At 72.1% G+C, this 13816-nt stretch carries 13 protein-coding genes and 1 pseudogene; 9 read left to right on the forward strand and 5 right to left on the reverse strand.

The annotated features are described in order from the left end of the window. The 3 genes from DI269_RS04255 to DI269_RS04265 all read right to left on the reverse strand — a co-directional run. Positions 1 to 545: hemerythrin domain-containing protein (locus DI269_RS04255; protein ID WP_112133884.1), on the reverse strand; the 545-nt coding region annotated here is incomplete at its 3' end. A gap of 91 nt (positions 546 to 636) precedes the next feature. Then, positions 637 to 1053: a CBS domain-containing protein gene (locus DI269_RS04260; protein WP_112133885.1), complete on the reverse strand. Its 417-nt coding sequence runs from the start codon at positions 1051 to 1053 to the stop codon at positions 637 to 639. Positions 1054 to 1130: 77 nt separating this feature from the next. After that, entirely contained in the window at positions 1131 to 2972 is a 1842-nt protein-coding gene (locus DI269_RS04265; RefSeq protein ID WP_112133886.1) for a transketolase, read from the reverse strand. A 153-nt stretch (positions 2973 to 3125) separates the two neighbouring features. Between DI269_RS04265 and DI269_RS04270 the strand changes: the two genes are divergently transcribed. From DI269_RS04270 to DI269_RS04310, 9 genes and pseudogenes are all read left to right on the forward strand, one after another. Continuing rightward, the gene (locus DI269_RS04270; RefSeq protein ID WP_112133887.1) at positions 3126 to 3590 is read left to right on the forward strand and encodes a phage holin family protein; all 465 of its coding nucleotides are present in this window, start codon (positions 3126 to 3128) and stop codon (positions 3588 to 3590) included. Continuing rightward, a complete protein-coding gene (locus DI269_RS04275) occupies positions 3587 to 4216 on the forward strand; it encodes a hypothetical protein (RefSeq protein WP_112133888.1) in 630 nt (209 codons plus the stop codon). Before DI269_RS04270 ends, DI269_RS04275 begins: the two co-directional genes overlap by 4 nt. A 349-nt stretch (positions 4217 to 4565) precedes the next feature. Then, entirely contained in the window at positions 4566 to 6230 is a 1665-nt protein-coding gene (araB, locus tag DI269_RS04280) for a ribulokinase (RefSeq protein ID WP_112133889.1), read from the forward strand. Continuing rightward, positions 6227 to 6916 (forward strand): L-ribulose-5-phosphate 4-epimerase, encoded by a 690-nt coding sequence (locus DI269_RS04285; protein ID WP_112133890.1) that lies wholly within the window; start codon positions 6227 to 6229, stop codon positions 6914 to 6916. The genes araB and DI269_RS04285 overlap by 4 nt, the downstream gene beginning before the upstream one ends. Before the next feature lie 6 nt (positions 6917 to 6922). Further along, positions 6923 to 8419, forward strand: coding sequence for an L-arabinose isomerase (araA, locus tag DI269_RS04290; RefSeq protein WP_112133891.1), 1497 nt, complete (start codon positions 6923 to 6925; stop codon positions 8417 to 8419). A 98-nt stretch (positions 8420 to 8517) separates the two neighbouring features. Further along, positions 8518 to 9243 carry a GntR family transcriptional regulator gene (locus DI269_RS04295; protein WP_112133892.1) on the forward strand — a complete coding sequence of 242 codons (726 nt, stop codon included), beginning with the start codon at positions 8518 to 8520 and terminating at the stop codon, positions 9241 to 9243. A 140-nt stretch (positions 9244 to 9383) separates the two neighbouring features. Then, a pseudogene (locus DI269_RS04300) lies at positions 9384 to 10373 on the forward strand (ADP-ribosylglycohydrolase family protein); the annotation flags it as partial. A 44-nt stretch (positions 10374 to 10417) separates the two neighbouring features. Next, entirely contained in the window at positions 10418 to 11824 is a 1407-nt protein-coding gene (locus DI269_RS04305) for a purine-cytosine permease family protein (protein WP_112133894.1), read from the forward strand. Next, positions 11821 to 12744: a PfkB family carbohydrate kinase gene (locus DI269_RS04310; protein ID WP_112133895.1), complete on the forward strand. Its 924-nt coding sequence runs from the start codon at positions 11821 to 11823 to the stop codon at positions 12742 to 12744. Before DI269_RS04305 ends, DI269_RS04310 begins: the two co-directional genes overlap by 4 nt. Positions 12745 to 12817: 73 nt before the next feature. Here the strand turns inward: DI269_RS04310 and DI269_RS04315 are convergent, their stop codons facing one another. Then, on the reverse strand, positions 12818 to 13198 hold the full coding sequence (locus DI269_RS04315) for a hypothetical protein (RefSeq protein WP_112133896.1): 381 nt from the start codon (positions 13196 to 13198) through the stop codon (positions 12818 to 12820). 267 nt (positions 13199 to 13465) lie between these two features. Then, a partial coding sequence (locus DI269_RS04320; protein ID WP_157974754.1) for an ROK family protein occupies positions 13466 to 13816 on the reverse strand: 351 nt, incomplete at its 5' end.

Genomic DNA, 13816 nt, shown 5'->3' on the forward strand with positions numbered 1-13816 from the left:
ATCAGCCCCACACCCGGCCCGGTGACCAGGTTCGCCGGGGTCGAGTCCGGCGCGTGCGGGTGGGGCCGGGTCGGCGCGAAGTCCTTGGCCGCCAGGACCTTGTAGCCCAGGTCCTGGAGCTCCTCGGCGTCGCACGTGACGGCGAGGCGGGGGAGCAGGCGCGCCTCCTCGTCGGCGATGTGCGCCCGCACGCCCGCGACGAGGCGCTCCAGGAGCGGCTCGAAGTCGAAGTCCGCGGGCGTGAGCGCTTCGAGGGCCTTCATGACCTGCTCGGTCTCGGCGTACGCCGCCAGCTCGCGTTCCACGACGGCCTCGCCGTCGTCGAGGCGCTTGCGGATCACGGGATGCACGAACTGCTCCTGCGCCACGGCGTGGCGGACGAGTCCGGCGATGACGTGGTCGACGAGGGCCTTGCGGCCGACCGGTTCGTCGGCGCTGGCCTCCAGTTCGGCGAAGGCCGCTTCGAAGGCGCGGTGGTCGGCTTCGACCACGCGGATGAGGTCGGTGTCCCGCTGTTCGATGTCCTGGTCTTCGATCTGGGGCATTGCTGCCTCCTTTGGGGTTGGGGCCGTTCAGGGTCATGGGGGCGGGAGGGCCGCCGCGAGTCCCCGCCGGCGGCCGCTCCCCGTGCTCGGGTCAGGAGCGGATGGATTCGACGAGGCCGCCGGTGACCGCCTCGGGCATCCCGTGGGAGATGTCCGCGAGGGCGATCATGCCGACCAGTCGTCCGTTGTCGATGACGGGTACCCGGCTCACCTGGTGTTCTTTCATCTTCGCGATGGTGATGTCGACCTCTTCGTTGGCGTCGGCGAGGACCAGGTGGCCCTGCGGGAGCCGGTCGACGGTGTACATCGCCGGGTCTTCGCCGGCGGCCATGACGTTCAGGACGAGGTCTCTGTCGGTGACCATGCCCTTGAGCTTGTCGTCCTCGGCGCCGCAGATCGGCAGCGCGCCGACGTCCAGCTCGGCCATGAGCCGGGCCGCGTCGGCGGCCGTCTGGGTGCTCTTGACGCAGGTGCAGCCGGTGTGCATGAGGTCTCTTGCGATTGCCATGCCTTCAACTCCTTCGTTGAGTCGTCGTTCTGAGTATCGTTCGCGTACCCGCCGGCCGCCGGGATTGCGGCGTTTTCTCAGGCCAGGAGCCGCTGCGCGGCGTTGACGATCGCGGCGGCGTCGATCCCGGCGGCGGCCAGCTGCTCGGCGGGCCCGGCCGAGCCGGGCATCCCGTGGACGGCGAGCTTCGCGAACCGCACGCCGGGGACCTTCCCGGCGACGGCGTCGAGGACGGCGTCCCCGAGGCCCCCGACGGGCCGGTGGTCCTCGACGGTGAGGAGGCGGCCGGTGTCGGCCGCGGCCTGCCGCATCGCGGCCGCGTCGAGCGGTTTGATCGAGTAGGCGTCGATGACGCGCACCGGGACGCCGTCCTGGATCAGCCGCTCGGCCGCCTGGAGGCTCTCGGAGACGGTGATCCCGGCGGCGACGATCGCAATCCGGTCGTGCCTGGACCCCAGGAGGGTCTTGGAACCGCCGACGGGGAACAGCTCGTCCTCCGGGTAGATCACCGGCGTGTCGGCGCGGGTGGTCCGCAGGTAGCTGATGCCCGGCAGGTCGGCCATGGTCGCGGTCAGGTGCGCGGCCTGGTTGGCGTCGCACGGGTAGAGCACGACGCTGCGCCACAGGGCGCGCATCATCGCGAGGTCTTCGAGGCCCATCTGGCTGGGGCCGTCGCGGCCGATCGACACGCCCGCGTGCGAGCCGACGATCCGCAGGTCGGAGCCGCTGATCGCGGCCATCCGGAGGAAGTCGTGGGCGCGGGTGAGGAACGCCGCGAACGTCGCCGCGTACGGGATCCAGCCCTGGGTCTGGAGGCCGATGGCCGCGCCGATCATCTGCTGCTCGGCGATGTAGCACTCGATGAACCGGTTGGGGAAGGCCTTCGCGAACCCGGCGGTGCGGGTCGAGTCGCCGACTTCGGCGTCGAGGACGACGACGTCGGGGTCGGACTCGCCGACCGCTTCGAGGCCCTTGCCGAACCCGTCGCGGGTGGCGGCCATGATCCCCACCGGGAACGACGGCAGCATGAGCGGCATCGTGGGGCCCTGCTGGCGCGGCTGGTTCGACCGCGGCGGGCTCACGCGCACCGTGGCCGACCGGACGCCGCCGAGTTCGACGACGGCCTTCTCCGGTTCGGGGAGCGGCCTGCCGTGCAGGCCCTCCTTGTCCTCGGCGGCCGCGACGCCCTTGCCCTTGCGGGTGCGCGCGATGATCGCGGTCGGCCGGCCCTGCTCGGCCTCGGCCGCGGCGAGCGCCTGGTCGATCGCGGCGGGGTCGTGCCCGTCGATCTCGATCGTGTGCCACCCGAAGCAGCCGATCCGGGCCGCGTACGCGGCCGTGTCCCATTCGAGCCTGGTCGGCCCGGTCTGGCCGAGCCGGTTCACGTCCACGATCGCGCACAGGTTCCCCAGGCCCATGTCGGACGCGGCCGCGAACGCCTCCCACATGGAGCCCTCCGTGATCTCGCCGTCCCCGCACAGGACCCACACGCGCGCCGGGGAGCCGCTCATCCGCGCGCCCAGCGCCATCCCGACGCCGATCGGCAGGCCCTGCCCGAGCGACCCGGTCGCGACGTCCACCCACGGCAGGCGCGGCGTCGGGTGCCCCTCCAGATCGGAGCCGAGCCGCCGGTACGACAGCAGGTGCTCCTCGTCGATCGCGCCGGCCGCGCGGAACATCGCGTACAGCAGCGGCGACGCGTGGCCCTTGGAGAACACGAGCCGGTCGTTCCCGGACCGGTGCGGGTGCTCGAAGTCGTAGTGCAGGTGCCCCGCCAGCAGGCCCGCCATGAGGTCGGCCGCCGACATGGACGAGGTCGGGTGGCCCGACCCCGCCCGCGCCGAGGCCCGCACCGCGTCCACCCGCAGCTGCTGGCCGAGTTCCACCAGTCCGGAGATCCGTTCGTCGATGACGCCCATTGCATTCCTCTCCGTTCCCTGCTCGGGCGTTTCGGCTACCCGCCGGTGCCGGGCCGAAACCGCGCCGCCGAGGGGCCCCGAGGTTTCCGGGGCGCCGCGGCGGGAACCCGATCCCCATCGGACCGGCCGAGACCGCCTGGAGGTGAGACGGCCATGCCGCAGCAGCAGTGGACCGACAAGGAAGCACGCAAGTACCGGCACATCGGCGACACCGACTGGGCCGCATACGACCACGACGACAGGTCCGTCGGGCGGATCGTCGGGGACCTCACCTCCGAGGTGGCGCACCTGGCGCGCATCGAGGCGCGGCTCGCCGCCCGTGAGGTCGCCGAGAAGGCCCGGACCGGCGCCAAGGGCGGCGGCATGTTCGCCGCGGCCGGCGTGTTCGCGCTGTACGGCGGGGCCGCGTTCGCCGTCGCGGCGGGCATCGCGCTCGCCCTGGTGTGGCCGGCGTGGCTCGCCGCGCTGGTCGTCGGCGCCGCCATGTTCGCGACCGCCGGCGTCGCGGCCCTCGCGGGCCGCTCGATGATCCGGCGCGCGCTGCCGCCGATGCCCGACGAGACCATGGAACGCGCCCGGGAGGATGCCCGGGCACTGCGAGGAGGGATGGACCGATGACCTCGATGAACAACGTGCAACCCGGCATGGTGCCGCCCGGTGCGGGCCTGGTGCCCCCGCCGGCGACCGGCATGCCGTACACCCCCGACGTCGAAGTGGTCCGCCGCGACGAGGCGGCCGAGCTCGAACACCGCCACGAGTGGGCCGAGCGCGACGCGGGCGCCGACGAACCCGAGCACCCCGCCACCACCGACGAGCTCAAGCGCGAGGCCGCGCAGGCCCGCGAGCACATCAACGACGCCGTGCTGGAACTGCGCGATCGCCTCGGGCTCGGCCCGGACGCCGCGCACGCCCACGGGCCGTTCGCGCCGATGCGGCGCCACCCGTTCACGGTCGCCGTCGCCGCGGCCGGGGCCGTGACCACCGCGGTCGTCACGGTCGCGGTCACCCGCCGGAAGACCGAGAAGCCCTCGGCCCGCGACAGCGCCAAGAGCGCCGCCGCGAGCGCCGCGGCCGCGGTCAGGCACGGCGGCGAGGCCGCCCGGACCGTTGCGGGCGACGCCCTCAAGAGCACGCGCCGCAGCCGCAAGACGGCCCGCAAGCGCCTCGACCGCACGATCGGCTCGGCCGCGGGCCGCCTCCACCTCAAGCGCCGCTCCAAGCTCCGCCGCCTCCTGCGCCGATAAGGGGGTGGCCCGGACCCCGGGCCACCCCCTCGGCGGACGCGCACCGTGCCCCTGGCGGCCATGGCCGCCAGGGGCACGGCTGTGCCCAGGGGCGGGACGTCGGTCACACCGGGCGTGTGAACGTGTCCAGGGACCGCTCCGGAACGGCCTGGCATGTCCGCTTTATTCGGCGGAATGCCTGACCGCGACTGGTACCGAACGTGCGAATGCGTTAGGTTGTGGGAGATCCACCTGAGTGCAAGCGTCATCTGGCGCGCGCCGGGGTGGACCCACTGCGCTTCACCGCGGGGAAGTCCCTGCATGTGAACGGTCACTTCTGTTGAACGAGCATCCCCCAAGGAGGCCGCAAATGACTGGCAGCGACAACGGTGCCGTTGCTATCGGGATCGACTTCGGCACGCTCTCGGGCCGCGTCGTCGTCGCGTCGGTAGCCGACGGCCGCGAACTCGCCAGCGCCGAGCACGTCTACGAGCACGGCGCCATCGAGGAGGCCCTCCCCGGCTCCGGCGTCCGCCTGCCGCGCAGCTGGGCGCTCCAGTCCCCCAAGGACTGGGTCGACGTCCTCAAGAACGCCGTGCCCGCCGCGCTCGCGGCCGCCGGCGTGAGCGCCGACCAGGTCGTGGGCGTCGCCACCGACTTCACCGCGTGCACGATCCTGCCGACCACCGCCGACGGCACGCCGCTGTGCGAGCTGGACGAGTTCCGCGACCGCCCGCACGCGTGGCCGAAGCTGTGGAAGCACCACGCCGCCCAGGGACAGGCCGACCGCATCAACGCGGTCGCGGCCGAGCGCGGCGAGGAGTGGCTGCCGCGGTACGGCGGCAAGATCTCCTCGGAGTGGGCCTACGCCAAGGGCCTCCAGCTCCTGGAGGAGGACCCGGAGGTCTACGCGCGCGCGGACCGCTGGATCGAGGCCGCCGACTGGATCATCTGGCAGCTGTGCGGCGAGGAGACCCGCAACGTCTGCACCGCCGGCTACAAGGGCATCGTGCAGGACGGCAAGCGCCCCTCCCGCGAGTACCTGGCCGCGCTCAACCCCGATTTCGCGGACTTCAACGCGAAGATGGAGCACCCGCTGTCCGCCTTGGGCGACAAGGCCGGCGGGGTCACCGAGCAGGCCGCGGCTTGGACGGGCCTGAACGCGGGCACCACCGTCGCGGTCGGCAACGTCGACGCGCACGTCACCGCCGCCTCGGCGAAGGCCGTGGGCGCCGGGAAGCTCGTCGCGATCATGGGCACGAGCACCTGCCACGTCGTCAACGGCGAGAACCTGACCGAGGCCCCGGGCATGTGCGGCGTGGTCCGCGACGGCATCACGCCGGGCCTGTGGGGCTACGAGGCCGGGCAGTCCGGCGTCGGCGACATCTTCGCGTGGTTCACCAAGAACGGCGTCCCCGGCTCCTACACCGACGAGGCCGCCAAGCGCGGCATCTCGATCCACGAGCACCTGACCGAGCTGGCCGCCGCGCAGCCTGTGGGGGCGCACGGCCTGGTCGCGCTCGACTGGCACTCGGGGAACCGCTCGGTCCTGGTCGACCACGACCTGCACGGCGTCGTCCTGGGCCTGGGCCTCCAGACCAAGCCCGAGGAGATCTACCGGGCGCTGGTCGAGGCGACCGCGTTCGGGACCCGCATGATCGTGGAGACGCTGACGAAGTCGGGCGTCCCGATCGAGGAGTTCGTGGCCGCGGGCGGCCTGCTGAAGAACAAGTGGCTCATGCAGACCTACTCGGACGTGCTGCGCATGCCGATCACGGTCCTCACCTCCGGCCAGGGCCCGGCCCTGGGCTCGGCGATCCACGCGGCCGTGGCCGCGGGGGAGTACCCGGACATCTACGCGGCCTCGGAGGCCATGGGCAAGGTCGAGCGCCACGCCTACGTGCCCGACCAGGCCCGCGCCGACGCGTACGACCGGCTGTACGCCGTCTACGAGGAGCTGCACGACCACTTCGGCCGCGGCGGCTCGCGCGCACTCCACACGCTGCACCAGATCGCCACGGAGGCAAGCAAATGAGCTACCAGTCCACTCCCGCGGTCCAGGAGATGAAGGAGCGCGTGTGCGCGCTCCACTCCGAGCTCCTGCGCTGGGGCCTGGTGACCTGGACGAGCGGGAACGTCTCGGGCCGCGTCCCGGGCACCGACCTGATCGTCATCAAGCCGAGCGGGATCTCCTACGACGACCTCACCCCCGAGCTGATGGTCGTGACCGACCTCGAAGGGAAGGTCCTCGAAGGCGACCTCGCGCCGTCCTCGGACGCGGAGAGCCACAACGAGGTCTACCAGCGGATGCCCGAGGTCGGCGGGGTCGTGCACACGCACAGCCCGTACGCGACCGCGTGGGCCGCGCGCGCCGAGCCGATCCCGTGCGTGCTGACGGCGATGGCCGACGAGTTCGGCGGGGAGATCCCGCTGGGCCCGTTCGCGCTCATCGGCTCCGACGCGATCGGCAAGGGGATCGTGGAGACCCTCGCGGGCCACCGCTCCCCGGCGGTGATCATGCAGAACCACGGGGTCTTCACCATCGGCAAGGACCCGAAGTCGGCCGTGAAGGCCGCCGTGATGACCGAGGACGTGGCGCGCACCGTCCACATCTCGCGTCAGCTCGGCGAGCCCGTGCCGATCCCGCAGGCCGACATCGACCGGCTCTACGACCGCTACCAGAACGTCTACGGCCAGCAGCCGGCCCCGAAGGAGCAGTAGGAAGTCATGGGAAACAAGGAACTGTGGTTCGTCACGGGCAGCCAGCACCTGTACGGGCCCGAGGCGATCGAGCAGGTCGCGCAGAACTCGGCCGACATCGTGGCCGGGCTGGACGGGGCCGCGTCGATCCCGGTGAAGGTCGTCGCGAAGCCGGTCCTGACCACGCCTGAGGAGATCCGGCGGGTCCTGCTCGAAGCGAACTCCTCCGACGAGTGCGTCGGCGTGATCGCCTGGATGCACACGTTCTCGCCGTCGAAGATGTGGATCGCCGGGCTCGGCGCCCTCCAGAAGCCGCTGCTGCACCTGCACACGCAGCACAACCGCGACCTGCCGTGGGCCGACATCGACATGGACTTCATGAACCTGAACCAGGCCGCCCACGGCGACCGCGAGTTCGGGTACATGCTCACGCGCCTGCGCCACCGCCGCAAGACGGTCGTGGGCCACTGGGGCGACCCGAAGGTCCAGGAGCGCGTGGGCAACTGGGCCCGTGCCGCCCTGGGCTGGAACGAGGTCCAGAATCTGAAGCTGGTCCGCTTCGGCGACAACATGCGGTACGTCGGCGTCACCGAGGGCGACAAGGTCGAGGCGCAGATCCGCCTCGGCGTCGAGGTGAACACGTACGGCGTGAACGAGTTGGTCGAGCGCGTCGCGTCCATCGAGGACAAGGCCGTCGACGAGCTGACCGCCGTCTACGAGGCCGACTACGACGTGGTCCCCGAGCTGCGCGCCGGCGGCGCCCGCCACGAGTCCCTGCGCGACGCGGCCCGCATCGAGCTGGGCCTGCGCTCGGTCCTGGAGGAGCACGGCGCGAAGGCGTTCACGGACACCTTCGAGGACCTCGGGAAGCTCAAGCAGCTCCCGGGCATCGCGGTGCAGCGCCTCATGTCCGACGGCTACGGCTTCGGCGGCGAGGGCGACTGGAAGACCGCGGTCCTGGTGCGCCTCATGAAGGTCATGGCGACCGGGCTCGACGGCGGCACGTCCTTCATGGAGGACTACACGTACAACCTCGGCGCGGAGACCCCGCAGATCCTCGGCGCGCACATGCTCGAAGTGTGCCCGACGATCGCCTCGGAGAAGCCGAAGGCGGAGATCCACCCGCTCGGCATCGGCGGCAAGGAGGACCCGGTCCGCCTGGTCTTCACCGCCCCGCCCGGCCCGGCCCTCATGGTCGGCCTCCTCGACCTCGGCACCCGCCTGCGCCTGGTGGCCAACGAGGTCGACGCGGTCGAGCCCGACGAGGACCTCCCGAACCTGCCGGTCGCCCGCGCCGTGTGGGTGCCCCGCCCGGACCTCCAGACCTCGGCCGAGGCCTGGCTGACCGCCGGCGGCCCGCACCACACCTCGTTCACGCAGGCGTTCGGCCGCGAGGTCATGGAGGACTTCGCCGAGATCGCCGGCGTCGAGCTGGTGACCATCGACGGCGACACCAACGCCCGCGAGTTCAAGCAGGAGCTCCGCTGGAACCAGGTGTACCACCACCTTGAGGGCGGCATCTGAGCCCTTGAACAGGGATAAGGCGTAAGGAGGGCGGGCCCGCGGGCCTGCCCTCCTTCGTTCCACTTGTTGTACAGGTTATGTACAGGTACAGTACAGACATGACCGCTGATGCAGCGGCGGCGCGGCCGCCCAAGAAGAGCACGCTCGTCGCCGAGTCCCTGCGCCGGGCGATCCTCACCGGCCGCTACCGCGACGGCCAGCTCCTCCCCGGCGAGCAGGAGCTCGCCGCGCGCTACGAGGTCAGCCGCGGCACCATCCGCAAGGTCCTCGCCCAGCTCGGCGAGGAGTCCCTGATCAACACCCGCACCGGCGTCGGCTCCTTCGTCTCCTTCGGCGGCCAGGCCCTGGACCAGCGCCTCGGCTGGGGCCGCGCCCTCGCCGGCGCCGAACTCGCCACCACGGTCCTGCGCGCCGAGATCATCGCCGACCCCGACCTCGCGGTGGGCGTCGGCGCCGCCTCCTCCCGCTTCCTCGCGCTCGACCGCGTCCGCGCCCTCCCCGACGGCACCCCGGTCTCCCTGGAACGCAGCCGCGTCCCCGCCACCGGCGCGCTCGCCGACGTCCCGCACGCGGGCCTCGTCGACGGCTCCCTGACCGCGACCCTCCGCGAGGCCGGGCTCACCCCCGCCTCCGGCGAGCAGTGGGTCTCCGTCGCCGCCCTCGACCTCGACGACGCCGCCCTCCTCGAACGCGCCGCCGGGACCCTCTTCCTCCACTCCACGCGCCTCGTGCGCGACGCCTCCGGCGACTTCGTCGAGAAGGTCGTCTCCTGGCTCGACCCCGACCACTTCCGCGTCCACATCAGCTTCGGGGAGACCACATGACCGCCTTTGACAAAGCCTTTGACGGCAAAGCCTTCGATGACAACGCCATTGAGAACAAAGGCTTTGAGAAGAAAGACTTTGAGGACAAAAGCTCTGAGGACAAAGACTTTGATGGGAAAGTCTTTAGCCGCAAAGCCTTCGACAGGGCCCTTGGCGCCTTCGCCGGGCTCGCCCTCGGCGACGCCCTCGGCATGCCCACCCAGTCCATGTCCCCGCGCGAGATCGCCGAGGACTACGGGGACCTCGACGGCCTCACCGCCGCGGGCCCGCGCCAGCGGATCGCCGCCGGGATGCCCGCCGGGAGCGTCACCGACGACACCGAGCAGGCCGTCCTCCTCGCCGAGCTCCTCATCGCCTGCGACGGCCGCCTGCCCGCCGACGAGTTCGCGCGCCGCCTCCTGTCCTGGGAGCGCGACATGATCGCCAAGGACTCCCTCGACCTCCTCGGGCCCTCCACGAAGGCCGCGCTCCAGCGCCTCCAGGACGGCGAGGACCCCGCGACCACCGGCCAGGGCGGCTCTACGAACGGCGCGGCCATGCGGGTCACGCCCGTCGGCATCGCCGTCCCCTTCGAGCCGCGCGTGCCGTTCCTCGACGCCGTCCAGGACTCCGCCCGCATCACCCACAACTCCAGCCTCGGCCTCGCCGCCGCGGCTGCGGTCGGCGCGGCCGTCTCGGCCGGGATCGAGGGTGCTGACGCCGCCGAGGCGGTCGCGATCGGTGCCGACTACGCCGACCTCGCCGAATGCCGCGCCCACTGGGCCGCCGGGGGCCGCATCGGCCCGCGCGTCCGCTGGGCCGCGAAGCTCCTGCGCGAGGCCGACCCGGCCGACCACCACCGGCTCCTCGTCGACCTCGTCGGCACCTCCGTGGCCGCCCAGGAGTCCGTCGTCGCCGCCCTCGCCCTCGTGGCCGCCTCCACCGACCCGTGGGCGACTCTGCGCACCGCCGCCCGCGCCGGGGGCGACACCGACACCGTCGCCGCCATGGCCGGGGCCGTCCTCGGCGCCGTCCACGGGGTCAGCGTCTGGCCCGCCGACGCGCTCGCCGCCGTCCAGGCCCGCAACGGACTCGACCTCGCCTCCCTGTCCACCGGCCTCCTCGCCCTCCGCGAGCGCCACCGGATCTGAACGCCCCCTTGCCTATTCCATTCAACGAAGACTGGAGACCGACCATGACCGCCACCACCGACGCCGCCCCCGGCGGCACGCTCACCGAAATCGAGCAGCGCGGCATCGAACCCGTGCCCGACGCCGAACGCAACGGCAACGCGTTCCAGCTGTTCTGGGTGTGGTTCGCCGCCAACATCTCCGTCCTGGGCCTGCCGCTCGGTGCGACCCTGGTCGCCCTGGGCCTGAACATCTGGCAGGCCGTCGCCGTGGCCGCGATCGGCGCCTTCGGGTCGTTCGCGCTCGTCGGCATCGTGTCGGTCGCGGGACGCCGCGGGGGCGCCCCGTCGATGACGCTCTCGCGCGCCGTCTTCGGCGTCCGCGGCAACGCCGGCCCCACCTTCGTCTCGCTCCTGTCGCGCCTGGGCTGGGAGACGGTCAACACCACGACCGCCGCGTTCGTGCTCCTGTCGCTGTTCTCCCTCGCCGCAGGGGAGGAGATCGCCGCGAAGGACGCGCCCGCGCTCACCCTCGTCGCGATCGGCGTGTTCGTCGTCTGCACGCTCCTGGTCTCCGGACTCGGTCACACCGCGATCCTCGTCATCCAGCGGTGGGCCACCTGGATCTTCGGCGCGCTCAACCTCGTCGTGGCCGCGTTCCTCATCGCCACCGTCGACTGGGACGCCGTCACCGCGACCCCCGCCGGCTCCTGGTCTGCCGTCCTCCTCGGCGTCGGCACCATCGCCGCGGGCACCGGCATCGGCTGGGCCAACGCGGGCGCCGACATGGCCCGCTACCAGAAGACCTCCGTGAAGGCCGCGCACCTGGTCGCCTCCAGCGCCGCCGGCGCGGGCATCCCGCTGCTGCTGCTCATCGCCCTCGGCTCGCTCCTGACCGCCGGCAGCCCCGACCTCGCCACCGCCCCCGACCCGGTCGCCGCGATCCGCGCGATGCTCCCGGCGGGGATGGCCGTGCCGTACCTGATCGCCGCGTTCGGCGGGCTGCTGCTCTCCAACCACCTGTCGGTGTACTCGGCGGGCCTGACGACGCTCACGCTGGGCGTGCGGATCAAGCGCGTGTACGCCGTGGCGGTGGACGTGGTCGTGACCTTCCTCGGCTCGATCTACTTCATGCTCATCGCCGGGGACTTCTACGGGCCGTTCATCACGTTCATCTCGCTGCTGGCCATCCCGATCACCGCGTGGCTCGGGGTGTTCCTGGTGGACATGCTGAAGCGCCGCCTGTACGACCCGGCCGCGCTCATGGACGTGCGCCGCACCAGCGCCTACTGGTACCGCGGCGGCGTCGAGTGGCGCGCGACCGGGGCGTGGCTGCTGGCGATCGTCCTCGGGTACGTCATGCGCGGCATCGGCCAGGACGGCACCGCCTGGATCGCCACCTTCGCGGCCGCCGCCGTGCTGTACTTCGCTCTGGGCGGCGCCAAGCCGGCCCGGAAGGAGCCCGTGGCATGAGCGGCCGCGTCGTCTACACCGGCAACGTCATCGTCGACATCGGACTCGCGATCGGCGCGATCCCCGAACCCGGCGGCGACGTCATCGCCTCCTCCTCCCAGATCACCGCGGGCGGCGGCTACAACGCGATGACCGCCGCGGCCCGCGACGGCGCGCCGGTCCTGTACGCGGGTCAGTACGGGACGGGGCCGTTCGGGACGGTCGTGCGGGACGCCCTGGCGGGCTTCGACGTCGCGGGCCCGGGGCTGCGCGACCTCGACAGCGGCTACAGCGTCGTCCTCGTCGACGACGGCGCCGAACGGACCTTCGTGACCTATGTCGGCGCCGAAGGCCAACTGCGCCTTGAGGACCTGCGACGGGTGCCGGTGCAGGCCGAAGACGTCGTCGTGGTCTCCGGCTACGGCCTCGCCCACCCGGTGAACGCCGAGGCGCTCACCGCGTGGCTCCCGGGCCTCCCGGAGGAGACGCGGGTCGTCCTCGACCCGTCCCCGCTGGTCGCCGACCTGCCGGCGGGGATCCTCGGCGCGGCGCTGGCGCGCACGGACGTGCTGAGCGCCAACGCCAGAGAGACCCGCCTCATGACCCCGCACCTCCACGACGCCCCGCTGCCCGACCGCGCCGAAGCGCTCCGCCCCCGCCTCCGCGCGGGCGGCACGGTCCTCGCCCGCGACAACAGCGAAGGCGCCTGGATCGCCGACGACACCGGAACCCGCCTCATCCCGGGCTTCCCGGTCGACGCAGTCGACACCACCGGCGCCGGAGACGCCCACACCGGCGTCCTCGCCGCCGCCCTCCTGCGCGGCGACCCGATGGACACGGCAGTCCGCCGCGCCAACGCGGCCGCAGCCCTGGCAGTCACAAAACGAGGCCCGGCCACGGCCCCAGAAGCGATCGAAACGGACCGGCTCCTGTTCGGCTGAGCCGCCTGGGCCTGTGAACGCGAAGCGGCCGGGGAGAACGGCGCGCGCCGTTCCCCCCGGCCGAGGGGTACTGCTACTCGTTGAATGCCTGGTAGGCGCAGGGCACCAGGGCGTTGCACAGCCGCATCCGGTACTGGATCCCGGTGAGCACGTCGTAGCTGAAGCTCTCGTACGTTCCCGCGCCCGAGTCGTTGTTCTTGCAGCGGAGGGTGACCCAGGCACTGGGGGTCAACGCCTGGAGGCAGCCTTCGACGCTGCGGCCGTCGGCGTTCGAGTCGTAGACCCGGAAGGAATCGTTGCTGTCGATGTGCTGCATGGCGCCGACCTCGCGGCCGTCGATGTCGGACAGGATAAGCCAGGTGTCGCCCGCGGAGGCGGCGCTCCCGGTTCCGGCGATGAGTCCTACGCCGATGGCGCAGGTGATCGCGAACCTCGTGACCCACTTTTTGAGCATTGATTCTCCTGGTGTCGCAAGCGATCACGCCGGACTGTCCGACGTGAGCCGTCGACTGTAGAGACGTCGCGAGGCTTCACTCAGGTTGTCCCGCAGTGCCTCCGATCGTGCCCGGGCCGATGGTCTTCTCGCGGCCCCGCAGCGTCGCGCTCGCAGTACCCGTCGCGCACGTAGTAGAGGTACGGCCATCCCTAGCCCCCACCCGCCCAGAGGGGACCGCAAGGGTCGGGGCCAGGATTGCCGAGGGGTGCGACAAAAAACGGGGCCTCAGGCGGTGTGGAGGCGTTTTTTCACCCGATCGGGGTCGAGGATGGCGTCCCAGGCGATTTCGGCGGCGCCGGTCAGGGGGCCGGCGGTGCCGAGGGTGGCGGGGATGATGGGGGGCGGGTCGTCGCGGCGGAAGGCCATGAGGTTCTCGGCGCAGCGGGTCTCGATGAGGTCGCGGCGCAGGCGGATCAGGTCCACGCCGAGGCCGGAGAGGCTGATCGCCTCCGGGTCGAGGGCGTTCGCGAGGGCGCCGAGGCCGCGGCCGAGGGCCGCGGCGTTGGCGTCGACCGCGGCTGACGCCGCGGGGTCGCCGGCTTCGGCGCGGCGGAGGATCTCGCGGGCGAGGTCGCG

This window comes from Glycomyces dulcitolivorans, assembly GCF_003265355.1.
Classification (GTDB): Bacteria; Actinomycetota; Actinomycetes; order Mycobacteriales; family Micromonosporaceae; genus Glycomyces; species Glycomyces dulcitolivorans.

Coding starts and splice junctions, on each gene's coding strand:
- DI269_RS04275 (WP_112133888.1), top strand. CDS start 3,587: ATGACCTCGATGAACAACGTGCAACCCGGCATGGTGCCGCCCGGTGCG.
- DI269_RS04310 (WP_112133895.1), top strand. CDS start 11,821: ATGAGCGGCCGCGTCGTCTACACCGGCAACGTCATCGTCGACATCGGA.
- DI269_RS04270 (WP_112133887.1), top strand. CDS start 3,126: ATGCCGCAGCAGCAGTGGACCGACAAGGAAGCACGCAAGTACCGGCAC.
- araB (WP_112133889.1), top strand. CDS start 4,566: ATGACTGGCAGCGACAACGGTGCCGTTGCTATCGGGATCGACTTCGGC.
- DI269_RS04305 (WP_112133894.1), top strand. CDS start 10,418: ATGACCGCCACCACCGACGCCGCCCCCGGCGGCACGCTCACCGAAATC.
- DI269_RS04315 (WP_112133896.1), bottom strand. CDS start 13,198: ATGCTCAAAAAGTGGGTCACGAGGTTCGCGATCACCTGCGCCATCGGC.
- araA (WP_112133891.1), top strand. CDS start 6,923: ATGGGAAACAAGGAACTGTGGTTCGTCACGGGCAGCCAGCACCTGTAC.
- DI269_RS04265 (WP_112133886.1), bottom strand. CDS start 2,972: ATGGGCGTCATCGACGAACGGATCTCCGGACTGGTGGAACTCGGCCAG.
- DI269_RS04285 (WP_112133890.1), top strand. CDS start 6,227: ATGAGCTACCAGTCCACTCCCGCGGTCCAGGAGATGAAGGAGCGCGTG.
- DI269_RS04295 (WP_112133892.1), top strand. CDS start 8,518: ATGACCGCTGATGCAGCGGCGGCGCGGCCGCCCAAGAAGAGCACGCTC.
- DI269_RS04260 (WP_112133885.1), bottom strand. CDS start 1,053: ATGGCAATCGCAAGAGACCTCATGCACACCGGCTGCACCTGCGTCAAG.